The 13671-nt window shown below is 60.3% G+C and carries 12 protein-coding genes; 5 read left to right on the forward strand and 7 right to left on the reverse strand.

Annotation, left to right across the window (positions count from 1 at the left end; all coding sequences use genetic code 11):
* Positions 1-185: 185 nt before the first annotated feature.
* Complete coding sequence (locus GRI58_RS14615; RefSeq protein WP_160754350.1) at positions 186-2606, reverse strand: glycoside hydrolase family 31 protein; 2421 nt, start codon at positions 2604-2606, stop codon at positions 186-188.
* Between the two features lie 260 nt (positions 2607-2866).
* Here GRI58_RS14615 and ettA point away from each other — a divergent pair, with 260 nt between their 5' ends.
* Entirely contained in the window at positions 2867-4540 is a 1674-nt protein-coding gene (gene ettA / locus GRI58_RS14620; RefSeq protein WP_160754351.1) for an energy-dependent translational throttle protein EttA, read from the forward strand.
* A 46-nt stretch (positions 4541-4586) separates the two neighbouring features.
* Here ettA and GRI58_RS14625 read toward each other — a convergent pair whose 3' ends face one another.
* Positions 4587-5783 carry an MFS transporter gene (locus GRI58_RS14625; protein ID WP_160754352.1) on the reverse strand — a complete coding sequence of 399 codons (1197 nt, stop codon included), beginning with the start codon at positions 5781-5783 and terminating at the stop codon, positions 4587-4589.
* A 47-nt stretch (positions 5784-5830) separates the two neighbouring features.
* Between GRI58_RS14625 and GRI58_RS14630 the strand changes: the two genes are divergently transcribed.
* Complete coding sequence (locus tag GRI58_RS14630) at positions 5831-6097, forward strand: acylphosphatase (protein WP_160754353.1); 267 nt, start codon at positions 5831-5833, stop codon at positions 6095-6097.
* A gap of 216 nt (positions 6098-6313) precedes the next feature.
* Here GRI58_RS14630 and GRI58_RS14635 read toward each other — a convergent pair whose 3' ends face one another.
* Positions 6314-6694: a winged helix-turn-helix transcriptional regulator gene (locus tag GRI58_RS14635; protein WP_160754354.1), complete on the reverse strand. Its 381-nt coding sequence runs from the start codon at positions 6692-6694 to the stop codon at positions 6314-6316.
* A 95-nt stretch (positions 6695-6789) separates the two neighbouring features.
* On the opposite strand from GRI58_RS14635, the gene GRI58_RS14640 reads away from it, so the two are divergent.
* Positions 6790-7362, forward strand: coding sequence for an FMN-dependent NADH-azoreductase (locus GRI58_RS14640; protein ID WP_160754355.1), 573 nt, complete (start codon positions 6790-6792; stop codon positions 7360-7362).
* Between the two features lie 6 nt (positions 7363-7368).
* Here GRI58_RS14640 and GRI58_RS14645 read toward each other — a convergent pair whose 3' ends face one another.
* Positions 7369-8751 (reverse strand): chloride channel protein, encoded by a 1383-nt coding sequence (locus GRI58_RS14645; protein WP_160754356.1) that lies wholly within the window; start codon positions 8749-8751, stop codon positions 7369-7371.
* A gap of 497 nt (positions 8752-9248) precedes the next feature.
* Between GRI58_RS14645 and GRI58_RS14650 the strand changes: the two genes are divergently transcribed.
* Entirely contained in the window at positions 9249-9821 is a 573-nt protein-coding gene (locus GRI58_RS14650) for an RcnB family protein (protein ID WP_160754357.1), read from the forward strand.
* A 60-nt stretch (positions 9822-9881) separates the two neighbouring features.
* Here the strand turns inward: GRI58_RS14650 and GRI58_RS14655 are convergent, their stop codons facing one another.
* Positions 9882-10445: a cytochrome b gene (locus GRI58_RS14655; protein ID WP_160754358.1), complete on the reverse strand. Its 564-nt coding sequence runs from the start codon at positions 10443-10445 to the stop codon at positions 9882-9884.
* Positions 10446-10552: 107 nt separating this feature from the next.
* On the opposite strand from GRI58_RS14655, the gene GRI58_RS14660 reads away from it, so the two are divergent.
* Positions 10553-11221 carry a prolyl hydroxylase family protein gene (locus GRI58_RS14660; protein WP_160754359.1) on the forward strand — a complete coding sequence of 223 codons (669 nt, stop codon included), beginning with the start codon at positions 10553-10555 and terminating at the stop codon, positions 11219-11221.
* Positions 11222-11248: 27 nt separating this feature from the next.
* Here the strand turns inward: GRI58_RS14660 and GRI58_RS14665 are convergent, their stop codons facing one another.
* The gene (locus tag GRI58_RS14665; RefSeq protein ID WP_160754360.1) at positions 11249-11770 is read right to left on the reverse strand and encodes a DUF1003 domain-containing protein; all 522 of its coding nucleotides are present in this window, start codon (positions 11768-11770) and stop codon (positions 11249-11251) included.
* Positions 11767-13398 (reverse strand): lysine--tRNA ligase, encoded by a 1632-nt coding sequence (locus GRI58_RS14670; RefSeq protein WP_160754361.1) that lies wholly within the window; start codon positions 13396-13398, stop codon positions 11767-11769. Before GRI58_RS14670 ends, GRI58_RS14665 begins: the two co-directional genes overlap by 4 nt.
* Positions 13399-13671: the final 273 nt, after the last annotated feature.

Here is a 13671-nt window from a genome sequence, read left to right on the forward strand (position 1 = left end):
GACCACACCAGCTACGCCTTCGCGCTCACCCTGCCCGCCATCTGCTACGCCATCATCGCTGGCTTCGGCATCTTCGCACGACACCCGGCAGAGGCCTGACATGCACAAGCCTGACATGCGCGCGCGCATGAAACCATAAGGACAGACCGCAAGCGGGCAATACGTCCGCTCGCGGTCTGAATCCCTTATTGTGATCCGCGTGCCGGAGAGAAGACGATGCTTGTCGCTGCTGCGCTCGCCGGAATGGTGAAGCTGGACCCTAATTTACTATTGCTCATCGCCACAGGCTTGCCCGAGATGGATGCCGTATAGCCATCCGAACCGTATATCACGACCCGCATTTCCTTCCACCACGGCACATAAGTGCCCTCGCGCGCAGAAATAGTGAGCGAGGTCAGGCGATCACCATTCATCGTGCAAGTGATCTGCTGCCGCGCATAATCACCGCGTTCGAAGTCGAGCGAATGTCCATCGTCGTCATAGAGCGTCCCGTGGCAATCGGGGCCGGGATATACGTCGAGTTCGAGTGGCCCCTCCGGCACTTCGCTGGTGCTCTGCACAAGGGGCTGGCGCGGCAGGATCGTACCTGCACGCACGAACACCGGTAGTGTGTCGAGCTTCGGAGCAATCTCCAATTGCGAGACGCTGCCATCTTCGAACGGCTTGCCCGTCACCTTCTCCCCGGTCCAGTAATCGTACCACCCGCCTTTTGGCAGACAGGCAGAATAGCTTCGCGGAGATTCAGGCTTGGGGTTGCCCGCCACCAGCAACGCACCGCCAACAGTGAACTGCATCGACATATCGCAACCGGAATCCAGGACGCCCGGATAATCATAGGCGATCGGGCGCATGAACGGGTCCCCAGTCGCGGCGGTGTGGGCCGCCACCGCGTAGAGATAGGGCATTAGGCGATAGCGCGCATCGACATAGCGCCGCCGGATCGCTAGCTGTTCTGGCCCATCGACCCAGGGTTCGGAGCGCGGAGCATCCTTTTGCGAATGATCGCGGAAGATCGGCGCAAAGGTCGCATATTCGAACCAGCGGGTCAGCAGCTCGGGGCTCGGCCCGCCGGTGAACCCGCCGACATCGGCGCCCGCCCAGGAAAAACCCGACAGCCCAAGGTTGAGTGTCTGCGACACCGAAAGCTTGAGATGCTCCCAGGTGGAGCTGTTGTCGCCGGTCCATGTTGCGGCATAGCGCTGCCCGCCGGCATAAGAGGCGCGCGTCATCACGAACGGACGTTCATTGGGCCTCAGCTTGAGCAAACCTTCATAGGTCGCGCGGCTGTTTTCCATGCCGAACACGTTATGGATCTCGCGTTGGTCAGTGACGCGCGTTGCGTGATCTGGTCCGGAGATGCGGTCCCGCACGGTGAGCGGCATGGTCTTCGTCGGCGTATCGAAGATCGCCGGTTCGTTCATGTCGTTCCAGATGCCAGCGACGCCATCGTCGACCAGCCCCTTGAACAACGTGCCCCACCAGGCACGCGTACTGGCCTGCGTGAACTCCGGAAAAACCGACGGGCCCGGCCAGACCGGCGCGATGTACAAGGATCCGTCAGCATTCCTGACGAAGCGATCCTGCGCCATGCCCTGATCGAATGGCGCGTACCCCTGGTCGGGAGCGTGGGCGATGTGGAGGTCCGCAATGGCAACCGTCTTGATCCCCATCGCATCGAGATCGCCGATCATCTGCTTGAAATGCGGGAAGGTCTCATGATTGATCGTGAAAGGTCGATTGCGATCCTGGAAATCGATGTCGAGCCAGATCACGTCGGTCGGCACACGGTCCTTGCGCAGCCGCGCGGCTAGATCGCGCACCTCCTTCTCGCTCATGTAGGACCAGCGCGATTGTTGGTAACCGAGCATCCAGCGCGGCGGCATCGGTGCCTTGCCGGTCAGATGAGTATAGCCGCGCACAACGTCGCGCATCGTCGGACCGGCGATGACATAGTAATCAACGGGGCCGTCGACCGCGCCGATCTCGATCCGATTGGCATTACGATGGCCGAAATCGAACCAGCTGCGGTAGGTGTTGTCGAGCAGCAGCCCATAGGCACCGCCCTTCCCGCCCACCGATACATAGAAGGGAATCGATTTGTAAATCGGGTCGGTCGCATTGTCGAAGCCATAGGCATCGGTGTTCCAGTTGGTGAAACTCTTGCCGCGCCGGTCGACCCCGCCGGTCTTGTCACCCATGCCGAAGATGTGCTCGCCCAGGTCAAGGCTCTTGTCGATCGTGAAAGCCGTTCCCTTGCGCTCGATCGGGTCGACATCGGACACGATGACCTTGCCTTGCGGGTCGAGCACGCGCACCGCCAGTGTCTTGGGGTCGACGACCACCGTCATGCGATCGGTGGACAGTGAAGCTCCATCCACCTGCGCCTCGGCGCGTCCATCGCGGATCTTGCGCGCAACGGCCCAGCTTTCGTCGCGCGGTTCCTGCCCTTTGGGCCAGACGCGAATGCGGACGATATTGTCGGAAAGCGCAGCGACGGAAATTTCCTGCCCATTCGCGAAAACATCCAGATCGCGGGCATGGGCGATTTGCGGTGCGAGCGCCAGCATTCCGGCCACAATACCCAGACCATAGTCGATACGCCGCATGCCCAATCTCCCATCTTATATCGATGAAACCGGTTGCACGACGAGCTAGGATCGGCAAGCGATCATACGAATGCATAAACCGAACACGGTGGAGTGCGCGCAAGCCTGCCTCCTAAAATGCCAGAAGGGATGGAAAACCTGCTGGCTTGCTCCAATCAAAACCATCCTGCCGCCAACCATCGCGCTTGCCCCGCGCCGGCTTAATGCCTATCTGCACCGCCAAATCCTGACACATCAGATCATCCCATTAAAGGACGACCATGGCCGCCCAATACGCGTTCGTCATGAAGAACATGACCAAGACCTTCACCGGCGCTCCCAAGCCGGTGCTGAAGGATATCAACCTGCAATTCTACCAGGGCGCCAAGATCGGTATCGTCGGCCCCAACGGCGCGGGCAAGTCCACGCTGATCAAGATCATGGCCGGGATCGACACAGATTTCACCGGCGAGGCCTGGCCGGGTGAGAACATCACCGTCGGCTATCTGGAGCAGGAGCCGGAACTTGACCCGACCAAGACCGTGCTGGAAAACGTGCGCGACGGGGCGAAAGAAACCGCAGAACTGGTCGAACGCTTCAACGCGATCAGCGCCGAGATGGCCGAGCCGGATGCCGATTTCGACAAGCTGGGCGAGGAAATGTCCGAGCTGCAAGCGAAGATCGACGCTGTCGATGGCTGGACGCTCGACAATCAGCTCGAAATTGCGATGGAGGCGCTGCGCTGCCCGCCCGGCGATATGGGCGTGGAAAGCCTGTCGGGTGGTGAAAAGCGCCGCGTGGCGCTGACCCGGCTGCTGATCCAGAAGCCCTCGATCCTGCTGCTCGACGAACCGACCAACCACCTCGACGCCGAAAGCGTCCAGTGGCTCGAAAACCATCTCAAGGAATATGCCGGTGCGGTGCTGATGATCACCCACGACCGCTATTTCCTCGATAATGTGGTCGAATGGATTCTCGAGCTCGATCGCGGCTCCTACTATCCCTACGAAGGCAATTACTCGACTTATCTGGAAAAGAAGGCCAAGCGGCTCGAGCAGGAAAGCCGCGAGGAATCGGGCAAGCAGAAGGCACTGTCCCGCGAACTCGAATGGATCCGGCAGACCCCCGCCGCGCGCCAGACCAAGTCCAAGGCGCGTATCCGCAAGTTCGAGGAATTGCAGAACGCGCAGGACAGCCGCCAGGTCGGCAAAGCGCAGATCGTGATCCAGGTCCCCGAGCGGCTCGGCGGCAAGGTGATCGAGGCCAAGAACATCACCAAGGCCTATGGCGACAAGCTGCTGTTCGAAGACCTGTCATTTATGCTGCCCCCGGGCGGCATCGTTGGCGTGATCGGGCCGAACGGCGCGGGCAAGTCGACTCTGTTCAAGATCCTGACCGGCAAGGAAGAGCCCGACAGCGGTACGGTTGAAATCGGCCAGACCGTGCATCTGGGCTATGTCGATCAAAGCCGCGATGACCTCGATCCCAAACACAATGTCTGGGAGGAAATCTCCGACGGGCTCGATTACATGAAGGTCAACGGGCAGGACATGTCGACGCGTGCCTATGTCGGCGCTTTCAACTTCAAGGGTCAGGACCAGCAGAAGAACGTCGGCAAGCTGTCGGGCGGTGAGCGCAACCGCGTGCACATGGCCAAGATGCTGAAGCAGGGCGGCAATGTGCTGCTGCTGGACGAACCGACCAACGATCTCGACGTGGAAACGCTGGGCGCGCTGGAAGAGGCGATCGAAAACTTCGCCGGTTGCGCCGTGGTCATCAGCCACGATCGCTTTTTCCTCGACCGGCTTGCCACCCATATCCTCGCCTTCGAAGGCGACAGTCACGTGGAGTGGTTCGAAGGCAACTTCGAGGCTTACGAGGAAGACAAGCGGCGCAGGCTCGGCGATGCGGCGGACCGGCCTACGCGGTTGGCGTACAAGAAGCTCACGAGGTAGCGGTCATGAGGATCGGGCGGCGCGTCCAATGCGCCCCGTCCGATCCTTAATCGCTCGTGCGGCGGTCGAACACCAGGAACACCATCAGGATCGCTGCGCCCATGGCGGCGCCGATCCCGGCGGAAAGCGACCAGCCGCCCGCGTGATAGCTGGCCGAACCGATCAGCGATCCACTGGCACCGACCACGAACATGATCGTCATATAGACGGCGTTCACGCGCGATCGCGCCTCGCGAGAGAGGGCGAAAATGATCTTCTGGCCGCTGATCTGGTTGAGCTGAACCGAGGCATCGATCAACACGGCGGTTGCGGCAAAGGCGATCACCGCGCCCGCAGTCACCACCACACCGGCTGCGGCAAAGCCAGCTGTAAGCAGCACCATCGCGACCAGCGTGCTCCACCAGGTCAGCCCCCGGTCGCCCAGCCATCCGGCGAGCGGCGCGGCCAGCGCGCCGCCCGCACCCGCCAATGCGAACAGCGCGACATCGTCCTGTGAGAAGGCGAACCGATGGATCAGCTCCAGCGGCGCAGCGGTCCAGAACAGGTTGAATGCAGCGAAGATCACCGCCTGATAGAAGGCGCGCAGCCGCAACTGGCGATGCTGCATGAACAGACGGCCCATCGAGGCGACGATCGCGCCATAGCCGATCTTCGCTTGTGGCCTGCGCGAAGGGAGCTTTGCTGCCAACGCTAGCCCCGTCAGCGCCATCATGGCTGCCGAGAGCCAGAAAATGGCACGCCAACCCGCGACTTCTGTGAGGAAGCTCGCCAGCGGACGGGCGAGCATGATGCCCGTGAGCAAACCGCTCATCAGCAAACCGATGGTCCGGCCCTGCCGCTCCTCGCTCGACAGATGGGTGGCGAGCGGGATCAACACCTGCGCGCCTGTCGCGCAGACACCCGTGATCAGCGATGCGATGAGGAAAGTCGCGGGTCCATTCGAAAGAGCAATGCCGACCGCGCCGAGCGTGGTCCCAGCGGTGGCGATCAGCGTCAGTCGGCGGTTCTCGAACAGGTCGCCCAGCGGCACCAGCAGCGCCAGCCCCAGACCATAACCCAATTGCGTCAGAGTGGTGACCATTCCGGCCAGCCCTGGTGAGAGGCCGATTTGCGGACCAATCGTGTCGATCAAGGTCTGGGCATAATAGAGGTTCGCAACCATCGCCCCGCAGGCGAACGCCATCAACGCAACAAGCAGTGGAGGAAGTGGTGTGCTGTCGCCTTCGGCTGTATTGCTTCGCATCGCGGCTAAATGCGGGCTAAATCTTTTGAAACAAGCTCGAATCGACGATGACCGCTATTCACCTCATCATCCATGGCCGCGTACAAGCCGTATTCTATCGCGACTGGATGGTGTCGACGGCACGCGGCCTCGGCATTGCGGGCTGGGTCAGGAACCTGCCCGATGACACTGTCGAAGCGCATCTCGAAGGAGAGCCGGAGACGGTCCGGGCGATGATCGAGGCGATGCACGAAGGCCCATCTCGCGCTCAGGTCCAGCGGATCGAGGAGCGTAAAGTCCCTCCCGAGGGGCTTCACGGCTTCGCTCGCCGATAGGGCCGCTTTCCTACTCGGCGATCCGCTCGTTAGCTTCGCGGCATGAAATGCGTTGCCACGGCCAGCTTGAATCGCCCTACTCAGCGCCGCCAGTGTGCCGTCCCTGGCAGGTCAGCTTTTTTGCTTCAGGACCGTGTACCATGTGTTCCATATCGTCGGAGCGATCGTACGCGGTTCCAACTTCGGTCCAACATCACCCGGGTATCGGGTGACATGTCAGGCCGCGTCTTCCATCGCTCCGTCGTAGGCCGCGCGATTGGCATGGATTTCGGGCAGATTGGCGAAAGTCCATTCGGTCAGCGCCATCACCGGGACCGCCAGCGACCGGCCCAGATCGGTCAGCGCGTAATCGACCTGTGGCGGCACAGTGGGATGCACCGTGCGAGTTACCATCCCGTCGCGCTCAAGCATTCGCAGTGTGCGGGTCAGCATTTGCTGCGAAATCCCGCCGACCTCTCGTTTGAGTTCGTTGAAGCGACGGCTCTGCGTTTCAAGCGCCTTGACGATCAGCACCGTCCACTTGTCCCCCACCCGGCTCAGCAACTCGCTGACAGCGCGGCAATCGGGGTTGCTATGGGGATGTGGGCTTTCAGTCATATCGGTGTGACCTGGTCAGTGGATTTTGCGTTCTTGCGGGACTTATGTGGTCACTTATGTGGTCTTAGTCAATATTTGTGACCGGAGTAACTGCCATGAACATTCTGCATCTCGATTCCAGCATCACCGGCGAAGCATCAGCCAGCCGAGAGATTACCGCTGCCATTACCAAAGCTCTCAGCGACACGACTTCGGACGCCGAAGTTACCTATCGCGACCTTGCCGCACAGCCGCTCGACCATCTCACCCTGCCCGCATTCGGCAGCGATGAATCGCAAGCCGTCCTCGCCGAATTCAAGGCCGCCGACGTGGTGGTGATCGGTGCGCCAATGTACAATTTCACCATTCCCAGCCAGCTCAAGGCATGGGTGGACCGCGTCCTCGTGGCAGGCGAGACCTTCCGCTATACGGAGAACGGACCGGAAGGCTTGATGGGCGACAAGCGCGTGATCATCGCTGTGACGCGCGGTGGACTTTACGGCGAAGACAGCGCCCAGCGTTCCGTCGAGCATGCCGAACGCTACATGTCCGACGCGCTCGCGTTCATTGGAATCACCCAGCCGACTTTCGTGATCGCCGAAGGTCTCAAGATCAGCGATGCCGCTCGCGAAGCAGCCATGGCCGCCGCCCACCACGGCGTTGGCAAGCTGGTTCCGCTTGCCGCTTAAGCTGACTTACTTCGGGGTAATCTCGGTTGGAGGGGACGTTTCGTCCCCTTCGCCTTTGCGACGGTCGTCTTCGTCAGCCGGTCGATCCTCAAGCGGTTCGAACGTATGGGAGAGCGCGTGGTAGAGCCGGTCACGGCACACGAGACCGCCTGCCCAATCGCCGATCAACGCGGTGGCGAACAGCGGCAGGATCGCCGAACTGCTGCCGGTGGCTTCGCTGAGAATGATGACCGCGGTCAGCGGCGCGCGCACGACGCCAGTGAAATAACCGCCCATGCCGATCAGCACGATCAACCCCGCCTGATGCGACGGAAACAGCGGCGTCAGCAGCTCGCCGAAACCCGCGCCCACAGCAAGCGAGGGAGCGAAGATACCGCCGGGAATGGCACTGGCGCTCGTCGCCAGAGTGGTGATGAACTTGGCGGGACCGAACCAGTAATCGGCCGATCCGCCTTCGAGCAAATGCTTGGTCGGCGCATATCCCGTCCCCGACGTCGCGCCTGCGGTAAGATAACCCATCAGACCGACGATCACTCCGCAAACGAGAGCAGTAACCATCGGCCTGCGTCCCAGCAGCTTGGAATAGCGCCCCTTCGGACCGCGCAGAAGCAGGAGGCCACGCGAAAACAATCCTCCGAGCGCTCCGCCCAGAATGCCGGCAAGTGGACATACCAGCAGTATGGTGGAAACCGGCAGACCACCATTGATCTGGCCGAAGTAGAGATAACTTCCAGCGATGCCCTGACTGGTAATACCCGCGATCATCACTGCGCCCATGACCAGCACGGCAACACGTTGTTCGTAGGCAACCGCCAACTCCTCGATCGCGAAGGCAATCCCTGCGAGCGGTGTGTTGAACGCCGCGGCGACACCTGCCGCACCGCCGGCAATGTAGATACCCGGCGTTATGCGGACCTTAAACAGCTTATGGACGCGCAGCATGATTGCTGCGGCGAGTTGCACCGTCGGCCCCTCACGTCCTACCGAAGCGCCGCCGAACAATCCGCCAAAGGTGAGTGCAGCCTTGGCAATCGCGACCTTGATGGACACCAGTCTGTGGGAATTTTCACTGTGCGGCGCATGGCTGGCCGCGATCACTTGCGGGATGCCGGAACCGGTCGATTGTGGGGCATAGCGTACCGTGAGCCAGCCGATCACCAAAAATACCAGAGGTGTGACGATCAGATGGACTACAATCGGGTTGGCGGTGCTGAGCTTGACGAACACGCCATAGATCCAGTCCGCTCCTCGCGCGAAAAAGATCGCAAACAACCCAACCGCAACAGCGCCGACCAGTGTGGCACTTCGGCGTCCCCAATCCTTGGCATTTACGAACTCACCCGGCTTCAGGACAAAGCTCTTGCCGGAGGGTTTGGAGGGGAATTTCATCGCCAGCCCCGGTACGTTCCAAACGACAAAAGGTCCAGAACAGTTTGCGGCAGAAATGCGACATCCGATAATTCCCGAGAGGCTTGGTCCAAGTTGATATTCATGTTCAACGGTTCAAATATTAACAGAAGGCATCGTGTCAGTTCAGATCGGACTCATCGTGTCGCCCGTATCAAGCAATCATCGACACATTCGCCGGACTGGTGGGGCGGCACAGCAAGTGGAGAGCGTCCATGAATATGATCAAACTTCTACGAGGGTCTGCAGCAGCAGCATTAGCTACGGCCATGATATTTGCTGCTTCGCCTTCGAACGCAGCCGACCGTCACGATCGCGGTCAGCATTCCGAAAATGCTCGGCACGGCGGCAATCGCGTCGAGCAACGCCCAGCGAGATCGGACCGGCCCCAACAGCGCAACTGGTCGCGTAGTGAACAACGCTCTCAGCCGAACCCCAACATTCGACGCGAGGAAAGAAACTTCGATCGTGGCCAGGCAATGCGCCAAGTCCAGCGCCAGGAGGTGCAGCGCGAAAGTCGGTCGAACTGGCAGCGCGACAACAGCTACGGCGCCAACCGCATTGCTGCCCAACGCCGTCAGCAGATCGAACGCCAATCACACGAACGGGCACGAGCGAATTATCGCGACGGTTATCGTGACGGTCGCACGGTCGATCGCCGCAACGACCGGAATGATCGGGCTCGCGCCTATAACAACGGCTATCGTGAAGCGCGGCGGGATAGTCGGCAGGATTATCGCCAGTGGAACCGAAGCCATTGGCGGAACGATCACCGCTACAACTGGCAGAACTACCGCCGCTCGCACCGCAATATTTACCGCTTGAACCGGTATTATGCGCCCTACCGCGATTACAGCTACCGTCGGCTTGGTATCGGCTTCGTCCTGAATTCGCTGTTCTATTCGAACCGCTACTGGATCAACGATCCGGGCTATTACCGCCTGCCGCCGGTCTACGGCCCGTATCGCTGGGTACGCTATTATGACGATGCCCTGCTGGTCGACATCTACACTGGCCGCGTGGTCGACGTGATCCACGGTATTTTCTGGTAATTGCCGACTCATAAACAGCCCCCGCCAGCAAGCTGACTGGCGGGGGCTTTTCGTTGTCGATTATTCGCCGGCAACCTTACCGAAGGGGAGCATTCTGAAAATCCCGCCATCCTTATCGAAGAAGGTATGTTTGAGTGCGCCAAGAATGTGCAGGCCGACAAGGTAGATCAGGATCATACCGAAAGTGCCGTGCAGCTCGAATATCTCGCGGCTGAGGCCCTTATTCTGACCGATCGGAAGCGGCGGAATGGTGAACCACCCGAAGAAATCGATCGACCGGCCGCCGAGCGAATTGGCGATCCAAGCGCCCAGTGGCAAAGCTATCAGCAAGACGTAAAAGATCACGTGCGTTGTCCTAGCGACGATTTTCTCCCAGTTGGCGTAATTGGTCGGAAGTGGCGGCACGGGATGGCCCAATCGCCACAGCAGTCGCCCGAGCGTCAGCACAAGGATCAGGATACCGAAAGCCTTGTGATCCCCCATCAGCGCGGCGCCTGCGGCACCCTTTGCGTGATGCGCATTTTCGGCCAGGCGCCAATTAAGGATCACCAGCACGGCAATCGTCCAGTGAAACAGCATGGCTACAACCGAGTAGCGTGTTCTGTTCGTTGCATTCACTACCATAGACTGCGGCTCCCGATTGGTGCGACCAGCACCCTGACTAACGTATATGGCGCCACTGACAAGCCGCTGGGTTGCACCGTGCGCTTCAATGACTAAATCTGTGCGCCATGAATTCCATCACTACCGTTCCCGATCAGGATGCCTTGCGCCGCATTGGCGCTTCGGTTCGCGCGCGGCTCGAAGGCGATCCCGGCGTCTACAAAATTCCCAGCGACAGGGCTGAGATCTTCGCCGTCGGCGATTTCCTGACGCCCGTGGAGTGCGAGCGTTTCGTGCGCATCATCGATGTCGTGGCCAGGCCGAGCGAGCTGCACGACACCTCCTACGCCAGCAAGTTCCGCACCTCCTATTCCGGGAATTTCGATCCGCACGACCCGTTCGTCAAAGGCGTGTCGCGTCGAATCGACGATTTGCTCGGGATCAATTCGATCTGCGGCGAGACGATCCAGGGGCAACGGTATCTGCCGGGGCAGGAGTTCAAGGCGCATAACGACTGGTTCTACACCGACCAGCCGTACTGGAAGGGCGAACAGAAGCGCGGTGGGCAGCGCAGCTGGACGGCGATGGCTTTCCTGAACGAGGTCGAGGAAGGTGGGCATACCTTCTTTTCGGAGATCGGCGCTTCGATCGAACCCAAACCGGGTGTCTTGCTGGTGTGGAACAATGCCAAACCGGACGGCACGCCAAATCTCGATACGCTCCATGCGGGAACGCCGGTGATCAAGGGCATGAAATATGTCCTCACCAAATGGTATCGCACACGCAAATGGCGTTGAACGCGCGGGCCTGAACGGCGCACGACATCAACCCTTGCCGTCGCGCTTAGCCGAATCGGTGGCGAGCCGCGCCAGCCGGTCGATCTTGCGAGACAGCCGCAAGATTTCGAGCTGGGTGCGTAGGTTGACCTCATAATCGTGCCGCGCGGCAACCCGATCCTTGGCTGATTGCCGGTTCTGGCTCATCATGATGACCGGCGCCTGTATCGCGGCCAGCATCGACAGCATCAGGTTGAGGAAGATGTAGGGATAGCCATCGAACGGCTTGATCCCCAGATCGACCAGCACTTCGCTGTTGAGCAGCATCCAAGTGACCAGAACCACGCCAAAGGCGATGATGAAACCCCAACTTCCGCCCACCGCGGCCACGCGGTCGGCCAGCTTGTCGGCGAAGCTCATTCGCAGTTGTGCCGCCTCTGCCGCGTCGATTCCGATATAGGACCCGGACGCAACCCGATTGAGGACTTCCTGCTCCTCGACATCGAGTTCGTCCAACGACCGACCCAGCAACTCCTGAGCCAGTTGCTCTACCCGGGCAGGATCGGTCATCGCGATAGCGCCTCCGCAATCAGTTTGCGGCTGTTATCGATACCGTAAAGCGCGATGAAACTGCCCATCCGCGGCCCCTGCGCGCTGCCCAGCAGCGTTTCATAGAGCGCCTTGAACCAGTCGCGCAGATTGTCGAACCCGAATTCCTCTCGCTTGCCGATCTCATAGACCATTGTTTGCAAATCCTCCGCGCTGGTTGCCGGATCGACCTTCGCCAGCTCCGCATCCAACGCGCGCAAAGCCGCGGCCTCGTTGGCCTCAGCTGCTCGCTTGACCAGCGTTGGGGCGACGAATTCACGATTATAGGCGAGCGCAGTCGTAACCAGCGCGGCCAGCTCGGGTTGCTTGGCGGGGTCCGCGTCCTCGACATAATTGCCGAGGTACGACCACACCTGCTCCGCATTGGCCTGGGCGCCCAGCACGCCGACGAGGTTCAGCAACAGCGCATAAGTCACCGGCAGCGTGTCTCCCGCGCCGGGAGTATCGGAACCCTTCCCCTCCCCATTAACCCGCAGCAAATGCCACACAGGATTGCCGAGCTGCTTGTCGAGTTCCTGCTCGGCCAGCCGCTCGCGAAATTGCCAGTAATCGTCGACCGCGCGCGGGATCACTCCGGCATGAAGCTGCTTGGCGCTCTTGGGATTAGGGAAGATATAGAAGCCAAGCGATTCCTCGCTGCCATAGGTCAGCCATTCGTCGATCGTCAGGCCATTGCCCTTGGACTTGGAAATCTTCTCGCCATTGGCATCGAGGAACAGCTCGTAGATCAGTCCTTCGGGCTTGCGTCCACCGAGCACCTGCACGATCTTGCCAGACTGCACGCCGCTGTCGGTCAGATCCTTGCCATACATCTCGTAATCGACGCCAAGCGCATACCAGCGCATCGCCCAATCGACTTTCCATTGCAGCTTGGCCATCCCGCCAAACGCGGACTGCTCGACCACCGATCCATGTTCGTCGGTGAAGCGCACCATACCCGCATCGGCATCAACCACCTCGACCGGCACTTGCAGCACCTTGCCCGAAGTTGGCGAGATCGGCAGGACCGGCGAATAGGTCGCGCGCCGCTCCTCGCGCAGGGTCGGGAGCATGATGTCGAGGATGGCCTGGTTCTTGCGCAAGACCTGCTTCAGCGCCTCGTCAAAGTCGCCCGAATTATAGCGGTCGCTCGACGCGACGAATTCATAATCGAAGCCGAACCGGTCGAGAAACTCGCGCAGGCGCGCATTATTGTGCGCGGCAAAGCTTTCGTAACCGGCATCGAAGGGGTCGGGAATGCGGCTCAAGGGCTTGCCGAGATTGGCTTCCAGCAGCGCCTGATTGGGCAGATTGTCGGGTACCTTGCGCAGGCCGTCCATATCGTCGGAAAAGGCGACCAGCCTGGTCTTGCCATCCTCTGGCCTCGCGCCGATCAGCGCCTCGAATGCGCGACGTACCAGCGTGGTACGCAGCACTTCCTGAAACGTCCCGATATGCGGCAGGCCCGAGGGGCCGTATCCCGTTTCGAACAAAACCGGCGAGCCGTCCGGCTTTGCGCCATCCGGATAGCGTTTGAGCAGCCGCTGCGCCTCCTGGAACGGCCATGCCTTGGAGCTTCTTGCGGCTTCGATCAGTGCGGTGTCAGTCATCGCGCACGCCTCTCGCCCAAGCTGACCTCCGTGGCAAGTCCACAGCGATGTGGAACACATCTGCCGGTTCTGGAACCTGTGACTTTCGCAAGATTCTTTTTGATGGCCGGTCCTTTAGATCGATTTCCGAGATTTGGCGTGTGACTTTTGCATTTCCGCAATCCAACAGCCCCGAAATAGCTGATGCCAGCGAACTGAAGGTTAGGGAGAGAGTTGAAGCGAAGTATCATCATGAACCGCAAGGATAATCACGCTATTCGGATTAGGACAGCC

The organism is Qipengyuania algicida (assembly GCF_009828025.1).
GTDB lineage: Bacteria > Pseudomonadota > Alphaproteobacteria > Sphingomonadales > Sphingomonadaceae > Qipengyuania > Qipengyuania algicida.

Excerpts from the sequence above, each read along its gene's own strand:
- GRI58_RS14615 (WP_160754350.1), bottom strand. The coding sequence starts at position 2,606 with ATGCGGCGTATCGACTATGGTCTGGGTATTGTGGCCGGAATGCTGGCG.
- ettA (WP_160754351.1), top strand. The coding sequence starts at position 2,867 with ATGGCCGCCCAATACGCGTTCGTCATGAAGAACATGACCAAGACCTTC.
- GRI58_RS14625 (WP_160754352.1), bottom strand. The coding sequence starts at position 5,783 with ATGCGAAGCAATACAGCCGAAGGCGACAGCACACCACTTCCTCCACTG.
- GRI58_RS14630 (WP_160754353.1), top strand. The coding sequence starts at position 5,831 with ATGACCGCTATTCACCTCATCATCCATGGCCGCGTACAAGCCGTATTC.
- GRI58_RS14635 (WP_160754354.1), bottom strand. The coding sequence starts at position 6,694 with ATGACTGAAAGCCCACATCCCCATAGCAACCCCGATTGCCGCGCTGTC.
- GRI58_RS14640 (WP_160754355.1), top strand. The coding sequence starts at position 6,790 with ATGAACATTCTGCATCTCGATTCCAGCATCACCGGCGAAGCATCAGCC.
- GRI58_RS14645 (WP_160754356.1), bottom strand. The coding sequence starts at position 8,751 with ATGAAATTCCCCTCCAAACCCTCCGGCAAGAGCTTTGTCCTGAAGCCG.
- GRI58_RS14650 (WP_160754357.1), top strand. The coding sequence starts at position 9,249 with ATGCGCCAAGTCCAGCGCCAGGAGGTGCAGCGCGAAAGTCGGTCGAAC.
- GRI58_RS14655 (WP_160754358.1), bottom strand. The coding sequence starts at position 10,445 with ATGGTAGTGAATGCAACGAACAGAACACGCTACTCGGTTGTAGCCATG.
- GRI58_RS14660 (WP_160754359.1), top strand. The coding sequence starts at position 10,553 with ATGAATTCCATCACTACCGTTCCCGATCAGGATGCCTTGCGCCGCATT.
- GRI58_RS14665 (WP_160754360.1), bottom strand. The coding sequence starts at position 11,770 with ATGACCGATCCTGCCCGGGTAGAGCAACTGGCTCAGGAGTTGCTGGGT.
- GRI58_RS14670 (WP_160754361.1), bottom strand. The coding sequence starts at position 13,398 with ATGACTGACACCGCACTGATCGAAGCCGCAAGAAGCTCCAAGGCATGG.